Origin of the sequence: Romboutsia maritimum (assembly GCF_002251085.2) — a bacterium.
GTDB lineage: Bacteria > Bacillota > Clostridia > Peptostreptococcales > Peptostreptococcaceae > Romboutsia_B > Romboutsia_B maritimum.
The window spans coordinates 1-25,630 of the sequence record NZ_NOJZ02000020.1 but is presented as its reverse complement, the minus strand read 5'-3'; the positions used below and the strand labels follow the sequence as shown (position 1 = coordinate 25,630).

General features: G+C 28.6%; 22 protein-coding genes and 1 rRNA gene. 20 read left to right on the top strand and 3 right to left on the bottom strand.

Features of this window, described 5'->3' with window-relative positions; all coding sequences use genetic code 11:
- Positions 1 to 115: 115 nt before the first annotated feature.
- The 18 genes from scfB to CHF27_RS10130 all read left to right on the top strand — a co-directional run bounded on the left by scfB (position 116) and on the right by CHF27_RS10130 (position 20,837).
- Positions 116 to 1,489 (top strand): thioether cross-link-forming SCIFF peptide maturase, encoded by a 1,374-nt coding sequence (gene scfB, locus CHF27_RS10215; RefSeq protein ID WP_115976153.1) that lies wholly within the window; start codon positions 116 to 118, stop codon positions 1,487 to 1,489.
- A 2-nt stretch (positions 1,490 to 1,491) separates the two neighbouring features.
- Positions 1,492 to 1,992: a gamma carbonic anhydrase family protein gene (locus CHF27_RS10210; RefSeq protein ID WP_115976150.1), complete on the top strand. Its 501-nt coding sequence runs from the start codon at positions 1,492 to 1,494 to the stop codon at positions 1,990 to 1,992.
- A 75-nt stretch (positions 1,993 to 2,067) separates the two neighbouring features.
- Positions 2,068 to 3,729 carry an ABC1 kinase family protein gene (locus tag CHF27_RS10205; protein ID WP_243444999.1) on the top strand — a complete coding sequence of 554 codons (1,662 nt, stop codon included), beginning with the start codon at positions 2,068 to 2,070 and terminating at the stop codon, positions 3,727 to 3,729.
- Positions 3,730 to 3,740: 11 nt separating this feature from the next.
- Complete coding sequence (recJ, locus tag CHF27_RS10200; RefSeq protein ID WP_115976143.1) at positions 3,741 to 6,215, top strand: single-stranded-DNA-specific exonuclease RecJ; 2,475 nt, start codon at positions 3,741 to 3,743, stop codon at positions 6,213 to 6,215.
- Between the two features lie 12 nt (positions 6,216 to 6,227).
- Positions 6,228 to 6,740 carry an adenine phosphoribosyltransferase gene (locus CHF27_RS10195; protein ID WP_115976140.1) on the top strand — a complete coding sequence of 171 codons (513 nt, stop codon included), beginning with the start codon at positions 6,228 to 6,230 and terminating at the stop codon, positions 6,738 to 6,740.
- Between the two features lie 75 nt (positions 6,741 to 6,815).
- Positions 6,816 to 9,023: a RelA/SpoT family protein gene (locus CHF27_RS10190; RefSeq protein ID WP_115976136.1), complete on the top strand. Its 2,208-nt coding sequence runs from the start codon at positions 6,816 to 6,818 to the stop codon at positions 9,021 to 9,023.
- A gap of 11 nt (positions 9,024 to 9,034) precedes the next feature.
- The gene (gene dtd, locus CHF27_RS10185) at positions 9,035 to 9,484 is read left to right on the top strand and encodes a D-aminoacyl-tRNA deacylase (protein ID WP_115976133.1); all 450 of its coding nucleotides are present in this window, start codon (positions 9,035 to 9,037) and stop codon (positions 9,482 to 9,484) included.
- 12 nt (positions 9,485 to 9,496) lie between these two features.
- Entirely contained in the window at positions 9,497 to 10,111 is a 615-nt protein-coding gene (locus tag CHF27_RS10180) for an MBL fold metallo-hydrolase (protein ID WP_115976130.1), read from the top strand.
- 51 nt (positions 10,112 to 10,162) lie between these two features.
- Positions 10,163 to 11,635: a coproporphyrinogen dehydrogenase HemZ gene (gene hemZ, locus CHF27_RS10175; RefSeq protein ID WP_115976127.1), complete on the top strand. Its 1,473-nt coding sequence runs from the start codon at positions 10,163 to 10,165 to the stop codon at positions 11,633 to 11,635.
- Complete coding sequence (gene hisS / locus CHF27_RS10170; RefSeq protein WP_115976124.1) at positions 11,625 to 12,887, top strand: histidine--tRNA ligase; 1,263 nt, start codon at positions 11,625 to 11,627, stop codon at positions 12,885 to 12,887. The genes hemZ and hisS overlap by 11 nt, the downstream gene beginning before the upstream one ends.
- A gap of 187 nt (positions 12,888 to 13,074) precedes the next feature.
- A complete protein-coding gene (gene aspS, locus CHF27_RS10165; protein ID WP_115976120.1) occupies positions 13,075 to 14,862 on the top strand; it encodes an aspartate--tRNA ligase in 1,788 nt (595 codons plus the stop codon).
- 321 nt (positions 14,863 to 15,183) lie between these two features.
- On the top strand, positions 15,184 to 15,513 hold the full coding sequence (locus CHF27_RS10160; RefSeq protein ID WP_095406758.1) for a DUF2325 domain-containing protein: 330 nt from the start codon (positions 15,184 to 15,186) through the stop codon (positions 15,511 to 15,513).
- Between the two features lie 322 nt (positions 15,514 to 15,835).
- Positions 15,836 to 16,774, top strand: a complete 939-nt coding sequence (locus CHF27_RS10155) for a polysaccharide deacetylase family protein (protein ID WP_095406757.1) — start codon at positions 15,836 to 15,838, stop codon at positions 16,772 to 16,774.
- Between the two features lie 221 nt (positions 16,775 to 16,995).
- On the top strand, positions 16,996 to 17,766 hold the full coding sequence (locus CHF27_RS10150; RefSeq protein ID WP_095406756.1) for a hypothetical protein: 771 nt from the start codon (positions 16,996 to 16,998) through the stop codon (positions 17,764 to 17,766).
- 75 nt (positions 17,767 to 17,841) lie between these two features.
- Entirely contained in the window at positions 17,842 to 19,341 is a 1,500-nt protein-coding gene (locus tag CHF27_RS10145) for a cell wall-binding repeat-containing protein (protein WP_095406755.1), read from the top strand.
- A gap of 330 nt (positions 19,342 to 19,671) precedes the next feature.
- Positions 19,672 to 19,881 (top strand): hypothetical protein, encoded by a 210-nt coding sequence (locus CHF27_RS10140; RefSeq protein WP_095406754.1) that lies wholly within the window; start codon positions 19,672 to 19,674, stop codon positions 19,879 to 19,881.
- 221 nt (positions 19,882 to 20,102) lie between these two features.
- Positions 20,103 to 20,396: a metal-sensitive transcriptional regulator gene (locus CHF27_RS10135; protein WP_095406753.1), complete on the top strand. Its 294-nt coding sequence runs from the start codon at positions 20,103 to 20,105 to the stop codon at positions 20,394 to 20,396.
- A 12-nt stretch (positions 20,397 to 20,408) separates the two neighbouring features.
- Positions 20,409 to 20,837, top strand: coding sequence for a SoxR reducing system RseC family protein (locus CHF27_RS10130; protein WP_095406752.1), 429 nt, complete (start codon positions 20,409 to 20,411; stop codon positions 20,835 to 20,837).
- Between the two features lie 101 nt (positions 20,838 to 20,938).
- Here the strand turns inward: CHF27_RS10130 and CHF27_RS10125 are convergent, their stop codons facing one another.
- On the bottom strand, positions 20,939 to 21,412 hold the full coding sequence (locus CHF27_RS10125) for a threonine/serine exporter family protein (RefSeq protein WP_095406751.1): 474 nt from the start codon (positions 21,410 to 21,412) through the stop codon (positions 20,939 to 20,941).
- Positions 21,413 to 21,430: 18 nt separating this feature from the next.
- Positions 21,431 to 22,213 carry a threonine/serine exporter family protein gene (locus tag CHF27_RS10120; RefSeq protein WP_095406750.1) on the bottom strand — a complete coding sequence of 261 codons (783 nt, stop codon included), beginning with the start codon at positions 22,211 to 22,213 and terminating at the stop codon, positions 21,431 to 21,433.
- Positions 22,214 to 22,582: 369 nt separating this feature from the next.
- Here CHF27_RS10120 and CHF27_RS10115 point away from each other — a divergent pair, with 369 nt between their 5' ends.
- Positions 22,583 to 23,953, top strand: coding sequence for a hypothetical protein (locus tag CHF27_RS10115; RefSeq protein ID WP_095406749.1), 1,371 nt, complete (start codon positions 22,583 to 22,585; stop codon positions 23,951 to 23,953).
- Between the two features lie 149 nt (positions 23,954 to 24,102).
- On the opposite strand, the gene pdaA is transcribed toward CHF27_RS10115, so the two are convergent.
- The gene (gene pdaA, locus CHF27_RS10110; protein ID WP_095406748.1) at positions 24,103 to 25,026 is read right to left on the bottom strand and encodes a delta-lactam-biosynthetic de-N-acetylase; all 924 of its coding nucleotides are present in this window, start codon (positions 25,024 to 25,026) and stop codon (positions 24,103 to 24,105) included.
- 354 nt (positions 25,027 to 25,380) lie between these two features.
- On the opposite strand from pdaA, the gene CHF27_RS10105 reads away from it, so the two are divergent.
- Positions 25,381 to 25,630, top strand: a 16S ribosomal RNA gene (locus tag CHF27_RS10105); the annotation flags it as partial.

Genomic DNA, 25,630 nt, shown 5'->3' with positions numbered 1-25,630 from the left:
TTAGGTTATTGCCTAGAATTTAAATAGACGATATAATGAAGAGTGGTATTTGATTACATTTTGGGAAAATGTATTGATATATATATAGATTATAAAATTTTTAGGAGGACATATTATGAGTATGATACATAAATTTTCTATGAACGGATATAATATCGTTTTAGACGTGAATGGGGGATCTGTTCATGTTGTAGATGACGTTGCTTATAGAGTGTTAGATTTGTATGAAGATAAAAATAAAGAAGAGATATTAAATGAGTTATCTAATGAGTACACGAAAGAACAATTAATAGAGGCTTATGAAGAAATATCTACTTTAGAAAAGGAAGGACTTTTATTTACTGAAGATACGTATCAGTTCCATCCAGCTTTTGTAAACAGAAAACCTGTTGTTAAGGCTTTATGCTTACATGTTGCTCATGACTGTAATTTAAAGTGTAAATACTGTTTTGCTGCACAAGGCGACTTTGGTGGAGAAAAAAAATTAATGAGTTATGAAGTTGGTAAGGCGGGAATAGATTACTTAATAGCTAATTCAGGAACTAGAAAAAATTTAGAAATAGATTTCTTTGGTGGAGAGCCTTTAATGAACTTTGAGGTAGTTAAACAATTAGTATCTTATGGAAGAAGCATAGAAAAAGAAAATAATAAAAATATAAGATTTACTATAACTACTAATGGAATATTATTAGATGATGAAAAGATAAAATATATAAATGAAAACATGCATAATGCAGTTTTAAGTTTAGATGGTAGAAAATCTGTAAATGATAATATGAGACTTACTTTAAATGATAAAGGAAGTTATGACATAATATTACCTAAATTTAAAAAGCTTGTAGAATCTAGACCAAAAGATAAGTACTATTATGTAAGAGGAACATTTACAAGGGATAACTTAGATTTTGCTAAGGATGTTATTCATTTTGCCGATCAAGGATTCAAACTTACTTCAGTAGAACCTGTTGTAGGAGAAGAAAGTAATACTTATGCACTTAGAAAAGAAGATATGCCAAGGGTATTTGAAGAATATGAAAAGTTAGCTATAGAATATGCGAATAAAAAAGTAAAAGGTGATGATTTTAAATTCTTCCATTTCATGATAGATTTAGATCAAGGACCTTGTGTAATAAAGAGAATTACAGGATGTGGAGCAGGTAATGAATACCTTTCTATAACTCCAGAGGGAGATATATATCCTTGTCACCAATTTGTTGGAAATGAAGAATACAAAATGGCTAATATATTAGATGAAGAAGTTATACTTCCAAGTGAAATGAGAGAAACATTTAGAAATGCTCATGTATACACTAAAGAAGATTGTAAAAAATGTTGGAATAAATTCTATTGTTCAGGTGGATGTCATGCAAATGCAATTAACTTTAATAATGATATAAAAAAACCATACGAGCTTGGATGCGAAATGCAAAAAAAACGTACAGAATGTTCAATAATGATACAAGCGAAAGTAATGTTAGAAGGTGAATAATAATGATTAAGGCATATCAAGGAATTGAGCCTAAAATTGATGAAACAGCGTTTATTGCACCATCAGCTGATATAATAGGTGAAGTTATCATAGAAAAAAATGCAAATATATGGTATAACGTAGTTATAAGATCAGAAGAACAAAAAATAGTAATTGGAGAAAATACTAACATTCAAGATGGTTCAGTTGTTCATATAGGATATGGATTTGATACCATAGTTGGTAAGAATGTGACAGTAGGTCATAAAGCAATTATACATGGATGTAAAATAGGAGATAATACTTTAATAGGTATGGGAGCTGTAGTGCTTGATGGAGCAGAAGTTGGAGAATTTACTTTGCTAGGAGCAGCAAGTTTAGTACCTCCAGGTAAAAAAATACCATCTGGAGTATTAGCAATGGGATCTCCTGCAAAAGTAGTAAGAGAACTTACAGAAGAAGAGAAAAAAAATCTTACTAATTCAGCAATGAAATACATCGAAACTGCAAATAATCATAGATAATAAAATTAAAGGGGGCGATATAATATATTGCCCCTTTGCTTTTTTTTCTAATAACTTCAGCAAGGAGGGATGGTTATGATAAGCTATAAAAATTTAAAAAGATACAGAGATATAGCTCATATATTAATAAAATATGGATTTAGCTTTATTGTAGAAAAACTTAATATAGAGGGTGTAGCCTATAGAATACCTATAACTAATCCTCCTGAAGAAATAAAGGCAATGTCTACAGGTGAAAAAATAAGGAGAGTTTTTGAAGAGTTAGGTCCTACATATGTAAAATTAGGTCAGATTTTAAGTACAAGAAAAGATTTATTAGATCAAGATATAATAGACGAACTTTCTAAACTTAGAGATAGTGTAGAAGAATTTAGTACATATACAGCAAGAGAAATATTTATAGAAGAATTAGGATTAAGTGTAGATGATGTATTTGCAGAGTTTAATAATGAGCCTATGGCAGCTGCATCAATTGGACAAGTATATGAAGCAGTTCTAAAATCAGGAGAGCAAGTAATTGTAAAAATACAAAGACCTAATATAGAAGAAACTATAAAGTCAGACTTAGAAATACTTCGAACAATAGTTAAAGGATTAAAAGATTTAAAAAAAGATATAGATATAGATTTAGGGCAAATAATAGAGGAATTTCAAATACAATTACTTAGAGAGTTAGATTATAATTTTGAAGCTATTAATGCTATAAAATTTAAACAGATGTTTAAAGATAGTGAAATGGTATATATACCACAAGTTTATTCACAGTTTACTACAAGAAGAGTTTTAGTAATGGAAAAAATAATAGGCGTTAAACTAAGTGATATTGATAAAATAAATAAAATGGGATGGGATACTAAGGCAATTAGTGAAATTGGTGTAAAATCATTTTTTAAACAAGTTTTTGAACATGGATTTTTTCATGCAGATCCTCATCCAGGGAATATTTTTGTCTTAAATAATAGATGTATATCATATATCGACTTTGGAATGATTGGAATTATTGATAAAAAAACCTTAAATATATTAAATGAAGTTGCATTAGCTGTAATAGATAAGAATGTTGATAAGATAATGTATCTTATGATGGAGATAGATGCAATTGATACGGAGGATGAAATAGCAGGGATTAGACAAGACTTGCTATATTTAATACATTATTATTATGATGTACCCCTAGAAAAAATAAGTATAGGTGATATACTAAATGAGATATTTAGATTCTTTAGAACTTATAAAGTAACAATGCCTTCTCAGTTAGCAACACTTGCAAAAACAGTTATTACGTTAGAAGGAACAGCTAGAGAATTAAACCCAGAGTTTTCCGTAAGCTCTATGGGAAAAGAATATATTAGGTATTATTATGTAAATAAATTTAGTCCAGAGAGAATATTTTTAAATTCTAAAAATAGCATGGAAGAAATTTTATTAGACTTAAAAACAATTCCGAGACAATTAAGAGTTATTTTAAGAAATTTAGAAAAAAACAAAGTGAAAATAAATATAGAAGATATAGAAGTTCCAAGGTTAGAAACTCGTATAGCTGACTTAGCAACACAGCTATCGTTAAGTTTAGTGTTAGCATCAATAGTTGTAGGATCTTCGTTAATAATTGCATCTCCAAATATAGAAAAAAATGTTTGGATAAAATACATGGCTATCATTGGTTTTTCTATTTCTTTTATAATAGGTATTTTATTAGTAATAAAAATCTTTAGAACTCAGTATAAGAAGAAATAGGGGGTTAAAGGATGCTATTTAACAAAAAATGGAAGTTAAAACATGCAGGAAAAATAGAAAAAACTGAATTAAGCAATAAAATTAAAATTTCCCCGGAAATTGGTCAAATTCTACAAAATAGAGATATATATACTGAAAAAGATGCAGAAATATTTATGAATCCATCATTAGAGTACCTTAGAGACCCATTTTTAATGAAGGATATGCAAAAGGCTGTAGATAGAATAAATTTAGCGATGAAAAATAATGAAAAGATATGTATTTATGGGGATTATGATGTAGATGGAGTATCTTCAACATCTGTATTATGTCTATATTTTGATTCTATTGATTATCCTGTGGATTATTATATACCAAATAGGCTAGAAGAAGGCTATGGAATAAATGAAGAAGCCATAAGAAAAATACATGAACAAGATACAAATTTAATTATAAGTGTTGACTGCGGGATTACGTCATTAAAAGAAGTTGAACTAGTAAATAAGCTAGATATGGACATTATAATAACAGATCATCATGAAGTTCAAGATGAAGTTCCAAATGCTTTTGCAGTTATAAACTGTAAGCAAGAAGAATGTAATTATCCATTTAAAGAACTATGTGGATGTGGAGTAGCATTTAAACTTATACAAGCATTAACACCAAAAGAAATTTTTAAGACTACTATGTATAATTATTTAGAAATAGTAACTTTGGCTACCATTTGTGATATTGTGCCATTAAAGGATGAAAACCGAATTATTGTAAAAAATGGTTTAAAATTAATGAAAGAAGGCAAAAATTTAGGATTAAAGGAACTTATAAAGGTTTGTGGAATTGAAAGTGAGAAAATAGGTTCATCGCATATAGGTTTTGCAATAGGTCCTAGAATTAATGCTTCTGGAAGATTAGGATTTTCATACTTAGGAGTTCAGCTTTTTACAACTAATGATTATTCAGAAGCACGTGAAATAGCGAATTTATTAGAAGAAAAAAATAATGAAAGACAGATGATAGAAGCTAAAATGTATCATGAAGCAGAAGAAATCATCCAGTCTAATGATAGATATAATAAAGATAAAGTGTTAGTAATAGCAAAAGAAGGATGGCAACACGGAATAATAGGAATAGTAGCTTCTAAATTAACAGAAAAATATTATAAGCCAACAATACTTTTAACTATAGAAGATGGTGAAGCTACAGGTTCTGCAAGGTCAATTAAAGGATTTAGTATATTTAAGTCCCTTACAAAGTGTAAGGATTTGTTGAATAAATTTGGAGGACATGATCAGGCAGCAGGTCTAGGGATAGATGCAGATAAAGTAGAAGATTTAGCAAATAGAATAAATGAAATTGCAGATTATAATTTAACTGATGAGGATATGGTAGAAATAGTTAATGTTGAATTTGAATTAGATGAAGAATCTGCAAATTTAGATTTAGTAAATGAATTACATAAATTAGAGCCTTTTGGTTTAAGTAATCCGAATCCAAGGTTTGTGATGAGAAACTTAAGCATAAGAGATATCAGAAAAATAGGCAAAAACCAACAGCATTTAAAATTGTCTTTGGAAAAAAATTCAATTTATGACAATATAGGATTTAATATGGCTTATTTAAAAGAAGGATATAATATAGGGGATAAGGTAGATGTATTATTTCAATTAGATGAAAATAATTATATGGGAAATAAAAAAGTTCAATTTTTATTAAAAGATATAAGACTAGCTCATCCTAAAAATGCTAGTAATGATAAAATTTCTATAGAATTATTTTCAAAAATAGTTCCTAAAGATATACATAGTTTATATACTATTAATGATGTAGATAAAAATGAGTATGATTTAGAGGTAGTAAAAGGAAATAAAGATATAAATATTTTTGAGTATATAAAAGAAGACACATTAATAATAGCAAATACAATAAATGGATTTTATAGAGCAATATCGGACATTTATCTTACAGAGTACGAAATTAATATAAATTATAATATTGTAGAAAAAATAAATTCAAAATGTGGTAAAGTTCAACTTATATTCTCACCTAATATTGATAAAATAGACTTAAAAAGATATAATAATATTATTCTTTATGATTATTTATATAATATGAGGGAATATTTATATCTAAACGAAAATACTGATGAAGATAATTTTATTATCAAGTATTATAATGAAATAGATTTATTATACTTAAAGAATATAATGGATAATATAATTCCAGAGAGAGATGAATTTATAACAGTTTATAAATGGGCATTAGTAAATAAAAAAATGCAGATTAAAATTGTATATATAAAAAAAGTGTTTAATTTAATACCTATAAAGCTATTTACTATATTAAATGTTTTTAGGGAATTATCACTACTTGACTTTAATATAGACTATGAAAATGAAGAGATTTTTATAAGTTTATTACCAAAGCCAGATAAAAAATTAAATTTAGATGAAAGTATGATACTTAATAATCTAAAAAAATTAAAAAAAGAATATTTGAATAGCTACTAGGAGGAGTTCTAAATGGATTTAAGAAAAACAATAAGAGAAATTGAAAATTTTCCAAAGCCAGGTATAAATTTTAAAGATATAACAACTTTAATGAAAGATGGCGATGCTTTTAGATATACAATTGATGAATTTATAAAAGCATTAAAGGATAAAAATGTTGATGTAATAGTAGGACCAGAAGCAAGAGGGTTTTTAATGGGAACACCAGTTGCCTATGGACTAGGAGTGGGATTTGTTCCAGTTAGAAAGCCAGGAAAATTACCAGCAGAGGTAGAGAGTTATGAATATGGATTAGAGTATGGAAGTGATACTTTAGAAATACATAAAGATGCGATAAAGCCAGGACAACGTGTAGCAATAGTGGATGATTTATTAGCTACTGGAGGAACTATGGAGGCTGCGGCTAAACTTATAGAAAATTTAGGTGGAGAAGTGGTTTCTATGCAATTTTTAATAGAGCTAGAATTTTTAGAGGGTAGAGATAAGTTAACTAAATATGAAGTTAATTCTCTTATAAAATACTAGTATTTTTCACAATAGTTGGTATAGAGCCAACTATTTTCATATATATTAAATTTCGTACTTAAAATAGGTGGTATTATGCATGACAAGGAATTGCAAGAAATAATTGAAAAAATAAAAGACTATGCTCCAAATGCAGAAACTAGTATAGTTGAAAAAGCTTATAACTTTGGTAAAAATGCACATGATGGGCAATTTAGAAAATCTGGAGAACCATATTTTATACATCCAGTAGCTGTTGCAAATATTCTTATCGACATGGAATTAGATATAGAAACTATATCAGCGGGATTTTTACATGATGTTGTTGAGGATACAGAGTATACTTATGAAGATATACAACACGAATTTGGAACAGAAATAGCAGATTTAGTAGATGGGGTAACAAAACTTGGACAGATTAAGTATCAATCTAAAGAAGAAACACAAGCCGAAAATTTAAGAAAAATGTTTTTAGCAATGGCTAAGGATATAAGGGTTATACTTATAAAACTAGCAGATAGATTGCATAATATGAGAACTCTAAAATATATGTCTCCAGAAAAAGCAAAAGCAAAAGCAAAAGAAACACTTGAAATTTATGGTGGAATTGCTCATAGGCTAGGTATATCTAAGATTAAATGGGAACTAGAAGATTTAGCTTTAAGATATATAGACCCAGAGGGATATTATGATTTAGTAGACAAGGTTGCTAAAAAAAGAAGTCAAAGAGAAGCTTATATAGAGCAAATAGTTAATTTACTTAGATATAAGTTTGAAGGTGTTCATATAAAATGTGAAGTATATGGAAGACCAAAACATTTCTTTAGTATTTATAGTAAGATGCAAAATAAACACAAAAATTTTGAAGAAATTTTTGATTTAACTGCTGTTAGAATTATAGTTGATACAGTTAAAGACTGTTATGCAGTTCTTGGTATGGTTCATACTTTATGGAAGCCAATACCAGGTAGATTTAAAGACTATATAGCAATGCCAAAACCTAATATGTATCAATCTCTTCACACTACTGTTATAGGACCAGATGGAGAGCCTTTGGAAATACAAATAAGAACAAAGGAAATGCATAACATCGCTGAATATGGTATAGCAGCCCACTGGAAGTATAAAGAAGGTAATGCTGATTTAAAAGAGAGTAAAGTAGAAGAAAAACTTCAATGGTTAAGACAAATGATGGAATGGGAAAAAGATTTAAAAGATCCTCAGGAGTTTATGAATGCCTTGAAGGAAGATGTATTTAGCAGTCAGGTTTATGTATTTACTCCAAAAGGTGATGTAATAGAAATGCCAGCAGGTGCAAGTACTATAGATTTTGCATACAGAGTTCATACTAATGTAGGGAATAAGTGTGTAGGAGCTAAGATAGATGGGAGAATAGTTCCTATTGATTATAAGCTTCAAAATGGAAATATAGTAGAGATATTAACATCGGTAAACTCTAATGGACCAAGTAGAGACTGGCTAGGCATAGTAAAAACGCCTAACGCTAAAAGTAGAATTAGACAGTGGTTTAAGAAGGAAAGAAGAGAAGAAAATGTTGAGCGTGGCAGTTTGATTTTAGAAAAAGAATTTAAAAAATATAATTTGCCTCAAAAAGATACTCTTATTGATAAATACATGTTGCAAATAGCTAAACAATTTAATCAACCAACAGTTGAAGATTTAATTGCTACTATTGGATATGGTGGAATAATGTCTTCGCAAGTGGTTTCTAAAGTAAGAGATTTATATGAAAAAGAAATTAAAAAAGTTAAAAAAGAACAACATCAAAATGAAGAGTTTGAAAAGCATAGTTTAACAGATGCAGAGTATACAAAAAAGAGAAAGAAAAATAATTCTCAGGGAATTACAGTAAAAGGATTAGATAATATACTAATTAGATTTGCTAAGTGTTGTAATCCTCTTCCAGGGGATGATATAGTAGGTTATATTACAAAAGGTAGAGGAGTAGCAATCCATAGAACAGACTGTCCAAATGCTAACTTAAATGGAGACTTTTTCAAAAATAGATTAGTTGATGTATCTTGGGGTATATCTAATAAATCTAAATTCGAAGCAGAGATACAAATAAAAGCAGCTGATAGAAAAGGAATTATAAATGATGTAACGCATATAGTAGCAATAGACAAGACAGGTTTAAATGGTATAAATGCTAGAAAAGGAAAAGAACAAATAGTAAGCATAAATCTACTAGTAGAAGTTAACGATATAGAAGAATTAAATGACTTAATGAAAAGAATAAAATCAATACCAGGTGTTGAGGATATTTTCAGAGTTATAAATTAAGGAGGAAGACCATGAGAGCAGTAGTACAAAGGGTGGCTTCTTCTAGAGTTACGGTAGATGAGTCTATTACAGGTCAAATAAACAAAGGACTACTTGTTTTACTTGGAGTAACTCATGAAGATACATCTAAAGATGTTGATTATATGATAGATAAAGTATTAAATTTAAGAATTTTTGAAGATGAAAATGAAAAAATGAATTTATCTTTAAAAGATGTAGGTGGAGAATTATTAGTGGTATCACAGTTTACTTTATATGGAGACTGTAGAAAGGGAAGAAGACCAAATTTCTCAAATGCAGCTAAGCCAGATATGGCAAACATTTTATATGAAGAATTTGTTGATAAAGCTAAATCTCATGGTATTAATGTAGGAACTGGAAAATTTGGAGCTCATATGATGGTTGATTTGACTAATGACGGTCCAGTTACAATATTATTAGAATCAAGTAAAACTTTCTAGGGGGTAAAATTTATGATTATAGAGAAAATAGTTGATGGATATTTTGGAGTTAACACATATGTGTTAGGGGATCTAAAGACTAGAAAATGTGCGATTATAGACCCTGGTGCAAGTATGATAGATATTTTAAGCGTTGTAAAAGACAAAGGTTTAAAGGTTGAGTATATAATACTTACACATGGTCATGGTGATCATATAGGTTCTGTTAAAAAAATAAAAGCAGAAACTAATGCTAAAGTGATAGCTCATAGTGATGAAAAAGAAATTTTATTAGATAAAAGAAAAAATTTAAGTGCTAGTATGCATTGTGGACCACAAGAGTTTGAAGCTGATATATATGTAAATGATAAAGATAAAATGTCTTTAGGAGATTTAAGATTAAGCTTTATACACACACCAGGTCATACTAAGGGATGTATGTGTATAAGAGTTGGAAATCATATGTTTACAGGAGATACATTATTTGCAGGAAGTATAGGAAGAACGGATCTTTATAGTGGTGACTATAAACAAATAGAAAAATCTCTTAAGAGAATATCTAAATTCGAGGATAATGTAGCTATTTATCCTGGACATGGACCAAACTCAACTATGGGCATAGAAAAATTAACTAATCCTTATATGTAAGGATTAGTTAATTAATTTGCAAGCTAGGTAAGTTAAGAAGGAGTAGTTGTAATGATAGGTATTATTTTAAAAGGTCATGATTATAAGTACGAAGTGGCCGAATTATTAAAGTTGTTTACTACTCAATTTAAGTTTATTGATGGTAAAGATGTTGGTATGATTATAGAAAATAGAGTCGTCTATTATAATGATAATGTATTTGCTAAGAGTGTATATTGTGAAAATTATCAAGCTAAATTTGACTGTTTAGACCATAGATCTATAAAAGGATTATCTGAGCAAGAAATAAGAAAAGTTACTAAGGAAACTATAAAGAGAAGTATGTTTAATGTACTTATGAAAAAATTTAATTCATATGTTCCTTGGGGAATTCTTACAGGTATAAGACCTGTTAAGATAGTTCATAATTTATTAGATAAAGGATTGTCTGATGAAATAATAAGAGAAAATTTAAAAGAAAATTATTTTATAAGTGATGAAAAGATAGATTTAGCTCTTGATATAGCAAAAAGAGAAAGGGTATTCATATATCCTATTGATAAAAATAAAATTTCTTTATATGTTAGTATACCATTTTGCCCAACAAGATGCTTATATTGCTCATTCCCAGCAAATCCTATAAAACAGTTCGGTCATTTAAAGAGAGAATATGTTTATAAATTAATAGAAGAAGTTAAGGGGCTTGCTAAATTACTTAAGGAAACTAATAAAGAAATAGAAACTCTTTATATAGGAGGGGGAACTCCTACAACTTTAGATGAAGAAGAATTAGATATACTTATAACTGCTTTATTTAAAGAATTAGACTTGACTAAGATAAAAGAGTTTACTGTAGAAGCTGGTAGACCAGATTCTATAACTAGAGGAAAGCTAGAGGTTTTAAAGAGACATAATGTAGGTAGAATTAGTATAAATCCTCAAACTATGAATGATGAAACTTTATCTAAAATAGGTAGAGACCATAAAGTATCAGAGATTGTTGATTGCTTCAATATGGCAAGAGAATTAGGATTTGATAATATAAATATGGACATTATACTTGGACTTATGGATGAAAATTTAGATATGGTTAGAAATACCTTAGAAGAAATTAAAAAACTTTCTCCAGAGAGTTTAACTGTTCATACTTTAGCGATAAAAAGAGCATCTAGTTTAAAAGAGAATATTGATAAATATCATTTGACTCAATACGAAGAAATGATTAAAATGATAGATTTATCAATGCAGTATGCGCATGATATGGGACTTAATCCATATTATATGTACAGACAAAAGCATATGCTAGGAAACTTAGAAAATATAGGTTATGCTAAAGAAGGATATGAATGTATATACAATATTCAAATCATGGAAGAAAAACAAAGTAACTATGCATTAGGTGCTGGTGCAATATCTAAGTTTGTATATGTTGATGAAGATAGAATAGAGAGAGTAGACAACGTCAAAAACGTTGAACAATACATAGACAGAGTAGACGAAATGATAAATAGAAAGGTAGAGGAGGTACATAAAAATGTTAACTAAAGCTCCTAGAGGAACAAAGGATATAACTCCAAAAGATGTATATAAATGGAATTACATAGAAAATAAATTTAAAGAAATGTGTGCGTTATTTGGATATGAAGAAATGAGAACACCAGTATTTGAACATACTGAACTTTTCAAAAGAAGCGTTGGAGATACTACAGACATAGTTCAAAAAGAAATGTACTCATTCCAAGATAAAGGTAAAAGAGATATAACTTTAAAACCAGAAGGAACTGCTGGTGCAGTTAGAGCATTTATAGAAAATAAATTATATGCTGATACTCAACCAACAAAGTTATTTTATATAACACCTTGCTTTAGATATGAAAGACCTCAAGCTGGAAGACAAAGACAATTCCACCAATTTGGTATAGAAGCATTAGGAAGTGATAGTCCTTCTATAGATGCAGAGGTTATAGCTTTAGCTGTTCAATTTTTTAATGAAGTTGGACTAAAAGAATTAGCTGTAAGTATAAATTCAGTTGGATGCCCAACTTGTAGAGCGGAGTATAATGCAAAATTAAAAGAATATCTTGATTCAAAAGTAGAAGTATTATGCGAAACTTGTTTAGAAAGAAAAGATAAAAATCCAATGAGAGTTATAGATTGTAAAAATCCTAATTGTCAAGAGAATCTAAAAGATGTACCATTAATGGCAGACTTCTTATGTGATGATTGTAAAAATCACTTTGAAAAATTACAACAATACCTAAAAGAAATGGATATAAACTTTGTGGTTGATAAAACTATAGTTAGAGGACTTGACTACTATAAAAAGACTGCTTTTGAAATAATATCTACTGATATAGGATCACAAAGCACAGTTTGTGGTGGTGGAAGATATGATGGACTAGTAGAACAACTAGGAGGGCCTAAAGGGGTTAGTGGTATAGGATTTGCACTAGGAGCTGAAAGACTATTATTAACTTTAGAAAACAATAACATAGAAATAGAAAATCCTAAAGCTACAGATATATTTATAGTAACAATAGGAGAAGAAGCAAATACAAAGAGCTTTAAATTATTAAATGACTTAAGAACAAACCACATAAGTGCAGACAAAGACCACTTAGATAGAAGTGTAAAAGCACAATTTAAATATTCAGATAAAATAAATGCGAAATTCACAGTAGTAATAGGTGATGATGAATTAGCAAATGATAGTGCAACACTTAAAAATATGAAAACATCAGAGCAAACAACAGTAAAACTAAGTGAATTAGTAGGAGAATTAAAAAATAGATTATAAAAAGTATAAGTTAACAAATAATAAAGAATATAATTTGATATAAATAGTGATAAATATTATAATTATTTAGTATGATAACAATTAGTTCTAAATAAGGACTATAAAATAAAATAGTGAAGACCCTATTAAAGTGAATTTTAACATATGTATGATTCACTAATTAAATAAAGGACCTGGAGGGAGAAATATGGAGACTCTAAATGGATTAAAGAGAACTCATTATTGTGGTGATTTAAGAGAATCAAACATTGATGAAGAAGTTGTACTTATGGGATGGGTACAAAAGAAAAGAAACTTAGGTGGATTAGTATTTGTTGACTTAAGAGATAGAAGCGGAATATGCCAAATAATATTTGACACAGACGTTAATGCAGAGGCTTTTGCAAAAGCTGAAAAATTAGGTTCTGAATTTGTTATAGCAGTAAAAGGTAAAGTAGCAGAAAGATCTTCTAAAAATCCTAACTTACCAACTGGAGATATAGAAATATTTGCAACTGAACTTAGAATATTAAACAAATCTGAAACACCACCAATCTACATAAAAGATGATGATAATGTTTCAGAAGAATTAAGATTAAAGTATAGATACTTAGATTTAAGAAAACCATCTATGCAAAAGAATTTAATATTAAGAAGTAAGGTAGCTAGTATAGTTAGAAATTATTTATCACAAAATAATTTCTGTGAAATAGAAACACCTTTCTTAATAAAACCAACTCCAGAAGGAGCAAGAGATTACCTTGTTCCAAGTAGAGTTAATGAAGGTAAATTCTACGCATTACCACAATCACCACAACTATTTAAACAATTATTAATGGTAAGTGGAATGGATAGATATTTCCAAATTGTTAAGTGTTTCAGAGATGAAGACTTAAGAGCTGACCGTCAACCAGAGTTTACACAAATAGACTGCGAAATGTCATTTGTTGAGCAAGAAGATGTTATGGAAATAATGGAAAAAATGGTACAAACTATATTTAAAGAAATATTAAATGTAGAAGTATCACTTCCACTTCCAAAAATGACTTATGCAGAAGCTATGGAAAGATATGGTTCAGATAAGCCAGATACTAGATTTGGATATGAACTTACTAATATATCAGATATAGTAGCAAACTGTGGATTTGGAGTATTTGCTAATGCTACAAAGGCAGGAATGAGTGTTAGGGGTATAAATGTAGAAGGTAAGGCTGATGACTTTACTAGAAAGCAAATAACACACTTAGAGGACCATGCTAAAACTTATAGAGCTAAAGGTTTAGCTTGGATGAAAGTTGGAGCAGATAGAGAAGTAACTTCTCCAATAGCTAAGTTCTTCACACCAGAAGAATTAACATCAATACTTGATAGAATGAATGCTAAAGAAGGCGACTTACTATTATTCGTAGCTGATAAAGATACAGTAGTATTTGATGCATTAGGACAAGTTAGACTTGAAGTTGCTAGAAGATTAGATTTATTAGATAACAGTACATACAAGATGCTATGGGTAACTGAATTCCCAGTATTTGAAGAAGATGAAGAAAATGGAAGATTCATAGCTAAGCATCACCCATTCACATCTCCTATGGATGAAGATATAGATAAATTAGAAAGTGGAGATAAGGCTTCTTTAAGAGCTAAAGCTTATGATATAGTTATAAATGGTTATGAAGTAGGTGGAGGAAGTGTTAGAATATTTAATGCTGATGTTCAACAAAAAATGTTTAAAGCATTAGGAATGACTGAAGAAGAAGCTAATGAAAAATTTGGTTTCTTAATAGATGCGTTTAAATACGGAACACCACCACATGCAGGGATAGCATTTGGTCTTGATAGACTTATAATGATACTTGCTGGAACTACTAACATTAAAGATGTTATAGCATTCCCTAAAAACCAAAGTGCAGTTTGTCCTATGACAAATGCTCCTGCACCAGCTGATGATACTCAATTACAAGAATTAAGTATAAGAGTAGCGTTAGAAGAAAAATAGTATACTAAAAATAATTAAATTAAATAAGCTACATAATCAAGTTAAATATAGACTTGATTATGTAGCTTATTTTAATTTAATCATTATTTAAATTAAAATAATAATTAAAAATGATAATTAATATCAATAAGTTCTTGACTATATATACTTAAAATAATATCATTTAAATATAAAGACGCAATTATTAGAATTAAAAAAGAATTATTTACATATTAAAAACTTAACTTAATTATAACGATTATTAATTCATAATTGAATTGAATACAAAGGGGTAGGCTTAAAGATTATTAGAAAAAGAGTTTATAGAAAGGAGAAGTAGTGATGAATTTAGTAGTTGTTGGTGGTAATGAAAAGATGAAAAGAGACTATATTAGTTTAGGTAAAGAAAGGGGGTATAAAACAAAGGTATTTTCTAATATGTCATCAAAAATGAATAAATCAATGGGGAATCCAGATGCAATAGTTATATTTACATCAGCAGTTTCACATAAGATGACTATTGCAGCTGAAACACATGCAAAGAAGTTAGACATTCCTATTATAAGACATAAAAGTAGCAGTAAGTTTGCGTTCAATCAATGTTTAGAAAAGATTGATGAATGTACAGGAAATTGTAAGGACTGCAAGTATAATAAATTAGAAAAGATATAATATATATTAATTTTTAATAGAAATTTAATATAATGAGATATAAAATAAAATTATAAAAAATAATCTTAGTTATTATTTGTGAGATTGATTTTTATGATTTAAATATCAAAATATTGCTATTTATGTCAAAAAGCAACTGTATTTAACATACAATAAATAACAATTTAGTAAAAATTATTACAATAAGTAATAAATTAACACGTATATGTAACTAATTTGTAATACCTATTCTCCTTTTTTTTCTAGTATAATTTATATGGCGATAAGATAATTGAAATTATATGACACATATAATTAAAATAGACGGTTAGGAGATAGGCTTATGAATAAAAGAAGAAAACCTACGTTTTACATAGGTAAGAAGAAAAAGAGATTAAATTTAAAAAAAGTAGCTATAGTAGCTATTATAGGGGTAGTTTGTATTGGTGGTTCTGTTAAAGCATGGTCGTTTGTTTCAGAGCAAAGACAGATAAAGCTAGAGCAAAAGAAACTTGAAGAGAAAAAAAGAATTGAAGAAGAAAAAAGACGTAAAGAAGAAGAAGAAAAGAAAAAATATATGATAGGGGTTAGTCATGAAGCTAAAAAAGATTCTTATGATGCAAAAATAATATCTGATAAGCTAAGTAAATATGATTATTCTAACGGTGGAAAAAAGGTAGTATTTTTAACTTTTGATGATGGGACATCTACGACAGTTACACCTAAAGTATTAAAAACATTAAAAGATGAAGGTGTAAAGGCAACATTCTTCTTAATGGGAAAAAATATAGAAGCTGGAGGAGATAGGGCAAAAGAACTTGTTAAACAAGAATTTAAAGAAGGACATGCAATAGCTAATCATTCATATAGTCATGATTATAAGTTATTATATCCTCAAAGAACAGTAAATTTAGATTCATTTAAGTCTGATTTTGAAAAGACAGATGGAATACTTAAAGAATTATTAGGAAAATACTTCTCAACAAGAGTATTAAGATGTCCAGGAGGCCATATGTCTTGGAAGGGTATGGATAAATTAGATGTTTATTTAAAAGAAAGTGGAAAAGCATCTATAGACTGGAATGCATTAAGTGCCGATGCACAAGGTAAAAAGAAAAACGCTCAAGAATTAGCTGAATATGCAATAAAAACATCTCAAGGTAAGGAAATGGTAGTTTTATTAATGCATGATACTTACGGAAAAGAAGAGACAGCAAAATCTCTTCCGCTAATAATAAAATACTTCAAAGATAATGGATATGCTTTTAAAACATTAGCATAGTTAAAAATAATTATTTAAGAAACTGTCTAAATGTAAAGCTTTAGTTTAAAGTTTTATAATTAAAGACAGTTTTTTTATATCAAAATATTATGAAAAATTAGGAATAAATATCAATATAAAAATATTAACCCAAAAATGGAGATTTAAGTTTATTTTTGGAGTATAATATGAAAATAGATTAAAAATTGCAAATAATTAGCGAAATATTGGGAGGGACTTGAATGAATGGCAATAGACAGCAAAAAAAATCTAATCCGATTAAGACTATTTTTTTACTTTTAAGCCTTATAGCATTAGGTTTGCAAATATTTACTTATTCAGGAGTATTATTAAAGACATTTAAAGTTATAAGTAAAGAGGAAGTACAAAGGTACTATATGGTATTAGGAATATACTTAATGACACTTGCTATTTTACTAGTAGGTTGGAGTATGTCTAATAAATCAAAATTATTTTGTAAGATAGGGATTATTTCATCTTGGATACCGTTAATGGTAGTTCCTTTTGTTATAGACTTAAACATTATAAAATCAATGTTTCCGAACAATCAGATTATTCAAGTCATATCTTTAATATCTTTAAGCCAAGGGGCTTTAAGTACAATAGGATATTTGATAGGAATTATCCATATAAATAAGAATTTAACTGATATAGAAAAGAAAATGTTAGAGCAGAAAAAAGCTAAAAAGCAAGCTAAAAAAGCAAATAAGAAGAAAAAGAAAGCTGAAAACAAAGTAAATAGAAAGAAAAAGAAAGCTGAAAATAAGGTTTCTAGAAAAGCTAAAAAAGAAACAAGAAAAGAAACTAAAAAAGAGAAGAAAAAAAATAAAAAATCAAATAAAGAAAAAAAGAAGGTAGAAAATAGAAAGAAAAAGGCAGCTAAGAAAAAGTCTAAACAAGTAGAAAAGCAAGCACAAAAAAATGCTAAAAAATCAGAAAAAACAAATAGCAAAAAAGGAAAAAATAAAAATAGCAATGCAAGAAGAAGGTAATACATTTATAATAAAAGAATAGGACAATAGAGAATAGATACAATTAAAAGCTAATTAATATTAAGGGGGAAAATTATGAAAAAATCAAAACTAATGACATCGGCATTATGTTTGACTATGGCATTTTCAGCAAGTAGTTTAGTATATGCTAATGAAGATGTTGATGTAGTTAAAGAAGAAAAGTTAGTTGGTTCAGACAGATATCAAACTGCTGTTGAGGTTAGTAAAAAAGGGTGGAGTACTGCAACGGATGCGATATTAGTAAAAAGTGATTCTATAGTAGATGCTTTATCAGTTACACCATTTGCAAAATTAATTAATGCACCAATATTATTGACTGATAAAGATAGTCTAAATGATAAAACAAAAACGGAGTTAGGAAGATTAGGGGTAAAGACCGTACATATAATTGGTTTAGAAGGTGCAATATCAGAAAATGTAAACGCACAGTTAGGAGCTATGGGTATAACTACAAATAGGATAGGCGGAAATGATAGATATCTGACTGCATTGAGTATAGCACAGAGAATTAATGAAAAGCAGAACATAACTGAAATAGCTGTCGTAAATGGACAAACAGGGTTAGCTGATGCAGTAAGTATTGCATCTGTAGCAGCAAATAGAGGGATGGCTATACTTCCTGCATCTAGTACTTTAGGTATAGCTCCTTTTGAAAGTTTTATAGCATCTAAAGATATACAAAAATCATTCGTAATTGGTTCAACAAAAGCTATACCAGAGAGTATTGCTAGTAAACTACCAAAATCAGAAAGACTTGGTGGTGTTGATAGAAATGATACTAATGCAAAAGTTATAGAGAAATTTTATTCATCAAATTCTTTAGAAAATGTTTTTGTAGCTAAAAATGGGATGACAAATTCAGATAAGCTTATAGATGCTTTATCTGTTGGAGTTTTAGCAGCTAAGGAAAATGCACCAGTTCTTATAGTAGGAGAAAATTTAGGAAAATCTCAAAAGAATATATTTGCAAATAAAAAGGCTAAAACTATAACTCAAGTAGGTAGTAGCGGAAATGAAAATGCGTTTAGTGAATTAAAGAAATTACACAGTAACAATATTAATAAGCCAGAAACTAATAAGCCCGAAACAAAACCGGAGACTAAACCTGAAACAAAACCTGAAACTAAGCCTGAAACTTCAAAACATATAATGTATGTAACAAATACACCATCTGTGAGAGTAAGAAGTGAAGCATCGGTGTTATCTGAACAAATAGGATCTTTGAAAAAAGGAGAATCAATAGAAGTTTTAGATATGGTTAATGGATGGGCAAAGATAAAATATAAAGGAAAAACTGGGTATGTTAGTAGTTCATATTTAACATCAAAGAGCCCAAATGACATAACTGAAAAGATCAATATAAAATATGTGAACTGTCAAGATGGACTAAAGGTTAGAAAAGGTCCAAGTACTGACGATGACGTAATAGGAAAACTTACTGATAAAACTAAAGTAGAGCAGGTTGAAATAACTATAACTGGATGGGTAAAGATAAAATATAATGGATCATATGGATACGTAAGTAATAAGTATTTAAGTAATAAAGCTATTTAATCAAAAATATATGAAATAAATAATTTATTTAAGAACTGTCTCAAATATAAATTTTGAGATAGTTCTTTTTTAAATTTCAAACCTTTAATCTTGAGCAATGGGCATACTTCTAAAGGTCGTTGTCGATATGAAGTGAATTTTTATTTTGAATGATTTATTGCAAAAATATTAAAAAAGACTATCAGAAAACTAATTTTTTAGATATACTATAAGTAGAAGGATATTTATATACTTCTATAGGTATAGACCTTTTAAAAATATCATCTAGGAAAACGTTATTCGAGTTTTAAGTACAGCAACATAGATAACCAAAGATGGGGGATGCTTGTTATGTATTTAAGTGGAATATTGGTTTTAGTATCTAGCATTAATATTTTTACTAATGAGAATAAAAATAAGTTGTTCAAATTCATAAATGTAATAATATTATTGCTAAATATAATAATATTATTATCTGGATTAAAAATTGCGGGGAATACAATACTGGATGTTACATTGCTTTTTTCAGCTTTAGGATTAATGTCATCTTATTTTATTTAAAATAAGAATGAGAAAAAAGTTACATATTATAAATAAATAAAAATTGAAAATAAATTTTGAGAGGTAAGATAATTGTCTTATCTCTTTTGTTATTATAGATAGAATATTTTATAGAGTTTGTAAAAAATATTGCAAATTTTTAAAACAAATATTTAACTACTATGTAAGAAGGTCCAAAAATAAGATATAATATATATATCATATAATATGAGGTGTACTTTATGGAAGAAAAAAAGTTATCTAAATCTAACGATAAAGATGCTCTTAATAGAAGACTTAAGAGAATAGAAGGACAAGTAAAAGGTATACAAAAGATGATAGACGAAGATCGTTATTGTGTAGATATTTTAGTTCAAGTTTCTGCAATTAGATCTGCTATAAATAAAGTGGGGTCGATTATTTTAGAAAATCATATAAAGGGATGTGTCTCAGAAAGCTTAAAACATGATGATGAACAAACATCACAAGAGATGATAGCTGAACTTATGGACACAGTAAATAAGTTTACTAAATAGGGGGAAATAAAAATGAATCAACAAGGATATATAGTTGAAATTGTTGATAAGAGAACTGCAAAGCTAAAAATGCAACGTCACTCTGCATGTGCAGCTTGTGGTAAATGTGTAACATCTTCTGAAAAAAAGGACATATTAGTAGAGGTTGACAATTCAATAGGGGCAAAAATTGGAGATCATGTAGAAGTTAATATGGAAAATGTAAATGTTTTAAAAGCAACAGCTATAGCATATATAATTCCATTGATAGGGTTGCTTGTGGGAACTATAATAACTTATTTTATATTAGATAAGCTATCAATAACATCAAATATAGAAGTTATAAGTGCAGTAGTAGGATTTATTTTAATGTCTTTAGTGTTTTTAGTAATTAAGAAAAATGATAAAAAATTTAGAGACAGTAGAAATTATATCCCAGTAGTAACAAAAATAATAATTTAAATAAAAAGTTAATATTAAAATAAAAAATTAGAGATTAAATTTAAATAATCTCTAATTTTTATTTGTATAAAGTTAACTTAAATAACTTTTTTAGAATTTAGTTATTTTTTAAATCCTTGTAGTTTTATTTGTTTTCTAAGTTGAACGATATTGAAAGTTTTAGATAGAGAAGTTATAACTAAAACTCCAAGTGATATAGATGCACTTATGAACAAAGTATCTGCACCTGTAGATATTGCTAAATTATAATCCTTTTGAACCATATATAACATGGTGTTATACATTCCAAGTCCAGGAACTAAAGGTAATATACCTGGTATTACAAATAATATAGCAGGCTGTTTCATCTTTCTAGCTAGAATTTCTCCCATTATAGAGACTAAGGCAGCTGCAATAAAGTTTGCAAATATCGAATTATAGCTGAGTTTAAATAGTAATACATATATAGTCCAACCTAGACCTCCGGTTATTCCAGCTGGAATAAGAGCACGTTTAGGAGAATTATAAAATACTGCAAATCCTATTGTAGCTAAGAAAGAAAATAAAAAACTTAGAGGAATAGGTATATCTATCATTAAAAAACACCTCCGAATTTAAACTATAAATCTATACCATAAATCTAATACAAAACCAACTCCAGATGCTATAGCAACAGCAGTCATACCTGCATCAAATGCAAGAGCAACTCCAGCTATTAAATCACCAGAAATTAAATCACGAAGTCCTTTAATAAAGGAAACTCCAGGAAGTAATGGCATTATAGAACCGACAATAAGCATTTTAGGAGTATCTAATATATTAAACTCAGCTAATAAAACTCCGAATACAGCAATGAAAAATGATGAAACTAAACTTGAAAAAGCAGGAATCGAACTTATTTTCATTGTTTTATCAAAAATAATTACCGCCAAAATAGCTATTATAAATGTAAATATAAAATCTAATACATGAGTCGCTCCAAGTAGACAACCGAATGAAGCTGAAGCAATACCTGTAGAACCGTAAATAAACCACTGAGGATAAGGCTTTAAATTACTTATATCTTTTAGTTCTTTAATAGCATCGTCAATAGATAAATCGGGATTATTTACGAACTCTCTAGAGAAGTTGTTAAGTAAAGCTATTTTATTTAAATTCATAGATCTGCTTTTAAGAGTTTTCATAAATGATAGACCATCGAACCTTTCATCAGAGATGATTATTACGGTAGGTGATGTAAAAACATTTATATGTTTAAACCCTCTAGATCTACAAATTCTAAGAATGCTGTCTTCTACACGATAAGTTTCAGCACCATTAGCAAGCATAAGTTCCCCTATAAATAAAGCTAATCTTAAAACATCTTTTTTATAATTTTGATTATATTCTAGATTCATAATACACACCTCCTGAAGAAATAATTAGTATAGACATTATATCAAATTTTCAGGGTAAAGTTTGTTATATATGTAAAATTTAAACAATACTTAACATTTAGGAAATTATGATATTTTTAACAGATAATAAATATGAAAATATATGCTTTCTACTTAATTATTATTATAGTAAAATAATCTATTTTGAAATCAAAAATGTATAAATTATATTTGTTTTTTTAAAATACATAAAGTTTTAAATATAACTTAGTTTACCTAAAAAATTTTCTTTTATTAATTAAATTAATGATACAAAAATGGTTAAGTAACAATTACATATAAAGATTCATATAATACAAGTATCTTACAAAAATAAAGGGGAAATAGAATATGGTTTTGACAGGAGCGCATTACATCTATATTTTATTTATGATCATTATTTTGATAACTATGATTATGAAAAAAGATACTATAGTACCGTGCATGTTAGGGGTATTCTGTTTAGGAATATTTTTCAAACATAGCTTATCAGGAGCAATAGTATCGGTATTTAATTCTCTGATTATTTCATTAAATGAATTAGGGCCTATTATTTTAATTATTGCCATAATGGTGGCACTATCAAAAGCTCTAGAAGAAAATAATTCTATACACTATATGGTTAAACCATTCTCTAGAATTATTAAAAACCCTACAACAGCATTCTTTGTAATAGGTATAGTTATGTTATTGCTTTCATGGTTCTTTTGGCCAACACCAGCAGTTGCATTAGTTGGAGCAATATTTTTACCAGTTGCAGCAGAAGTTGGATTACCAGCAATAGGAGTTGCAGTAGCACTTAATTTATTTGGGCATGGTCTTGCTTTATCTACAGACTTTGTAATTCAAGGAGCACCGAGTATAACAGCAGGAGCAGCGGGTATTGAAGTATCTCAAGTGATAAGTGATGGTATGATTTTATTCTGGGTAATGGCATTAGTAACTATTAGTATGGCATTTTATACATTAAGAAAAGATATGAAAAAGGGATTGTTTAGAGATGAAATTTTAGATAAAAAACATGTAAGAATTAAAACTTTTAATAAAAAAGCAAAGATAGCTACACTATTAGTAATACTAGGATTTTTTCTAGATATAGTAGCAATGTATAAATTTAATCTTAAAGGTTCAGATGCATCAGCACTTTTAGGTGGAACAGCAATATTCTTGATAATTATAATAGACATAATGAATTATAAAAAACACAGTCTAGATAAAATATGTGAAAATATAATCGATGGATTTGTATTTGGTATAAAAATATTTGGACCAATCATACCAATAGCAGCATTTTTCTATATGGGTGATGCACCAGTAACAGCTGTATTTGGAGAAGTTTTAGCTCCTAATTCACAAGGATTGTTAGCTGATATAGGTATGGCTTTATCTCAGGCAGTTCCATTTAATAATTTTGCAGCAGCAAGTATTGAAACCATAGTCGGAGCTATAACAGGTCTTGATGGCTCAGGATTTTCAGGAATGGCACTTGCAGGTTCTCTAGCTTCAGTATTTGGAAATGCTTTAAATGCAAGCATAGGTGCACTTTCAGCACTTGGTCAAATTGCAGCAATTTGGGTAGGTGGCGGATGTTTAGTTCCATGGGCACTAATTTCAGCAGCGGCAATTTGTGGAGTAAGTCCACTAGAATTAGCTAAAAGAAATTTAAAACCTGTAATAACAGGATTAATAGTGACAACAATAGTTGCGATGTTTATTATTTAAATAATTTTGTGGTTAACCTATCGCTGGGCTGAGTATAAATTCTCCTCCATGCAGGTAAAAACCATACCTGCAAATGTCGGTGGAATTTATATCTCACCCCTTCGCTAGGTCACTTCACAAAATTATTATACTTTTGAGAGCAAATTCCTTTAGCTTAAGAGCTTAAACTTATAGCCAGAATTTATAGCACTATCGATAACATCACTTAGAATCTTTGTGTTTGTTTTTGAAACTGCATGTAATAATAATATAGAACCATCATGGAAATTGCTTGTAATTTTTTCTTTAGCAAAATTGCACTCTGGTTGTTTATCTTGATCCCAATCTTGGTATGCAAAACTCCAAAATACAGATTTATATCCTAGATTTTTAGTCATAGCTAAACTTTTTTCAGAGTATTTGCCCATAGGAGGTCTAAACAGCTTAATCATAGTTTTATTAGTTAGCTTTTTATATTCATTTTCTACATATAAAAATTCATTATCAAAATCTTCTTGAGAAGATGTTTTATCAGGCATAGAAGGGTGGTTTTTACTATGATTGCCAACTATATGACCTTCATTTACTATTCTTTTTATAAGTTCTGGATTTGATTTTATGTAAGGTGCCGTTACAAAGAAGACTGCATTAACCTTTTTTTCTTTTAATATATCTAGTATTTTAGATGTATATCCATTTTCATAACCTTCATCAAAAGTTAGATATAAAGATTTTGATTTTCTATTTGTATTACCATTATAAATAGCATCATAATCGTTTAGATTGAAGTTAAGTTTGGTATTTACTTCAGGCGTTTTATGTTCTTTGTTAGGTTTAAAAAACCACTCTATAATTGTGTTATCTAAACTATTAGTATTTATAATGTTATTTTTTGAATTAGTAGAATTGATTTGATTATTATTTGTATTTTTTTTATTATGATCTGATGAATTATCAATTGATGCTTTTTTTAGGGGATTATCAGTAGAAGCTACTTCTTTACACTCATTAGAAGTTTCTTTAAAAATAGAACACCCTATAATCGATACAGATAATAAAACTAAAGATGAAAAATAAATTAATTTTCTTTGCATAATTTTATATCTCCTCTCATATAATATATATGTTATTAATTTTCAAACGAAATATACTATACATACATTATATACATTTTGAATAAGGTATAGTTTGAAATTTTGAAAAAATTATTGGTTATAAATTTGATGTAAAGTAAGAAATAATATTATAAAATGTAATTAAATACGAAAAAAAGTAAAAAAATGAAAAAAGTAGTTGACCAAATAAATTTTAAATGATAATATTATAAATGTGCTCGAGAGAGAACAATAAAAAATGAACTTTGAAAATTAAACAGTAGGTTAATTTATAGAATTTGAAACAACCAAACAAAGCCAGATATATAACAGTATCTGAGCCCATCAAAACTTTTATTTGAGAGTTTGATCCTGGCTCAGGATGAACGCTGGCGGCGTGCCTAACACATGCAAGTCGAGCGATTTCCTTCGGGAAAGAGCGGCGGACGGGTGAGTAACGCGTGGGTAACCTGCCCTGTACACACGGATAACATACCGAAAGGTATGCTAATACGAGATAAAGTGCTATGAAGACATCTTCGAAGCACCAAAGCTTTAGCGGTACAGGATGGACCCGCGTCTGATTAGCTAGTTGGTAAGGTAA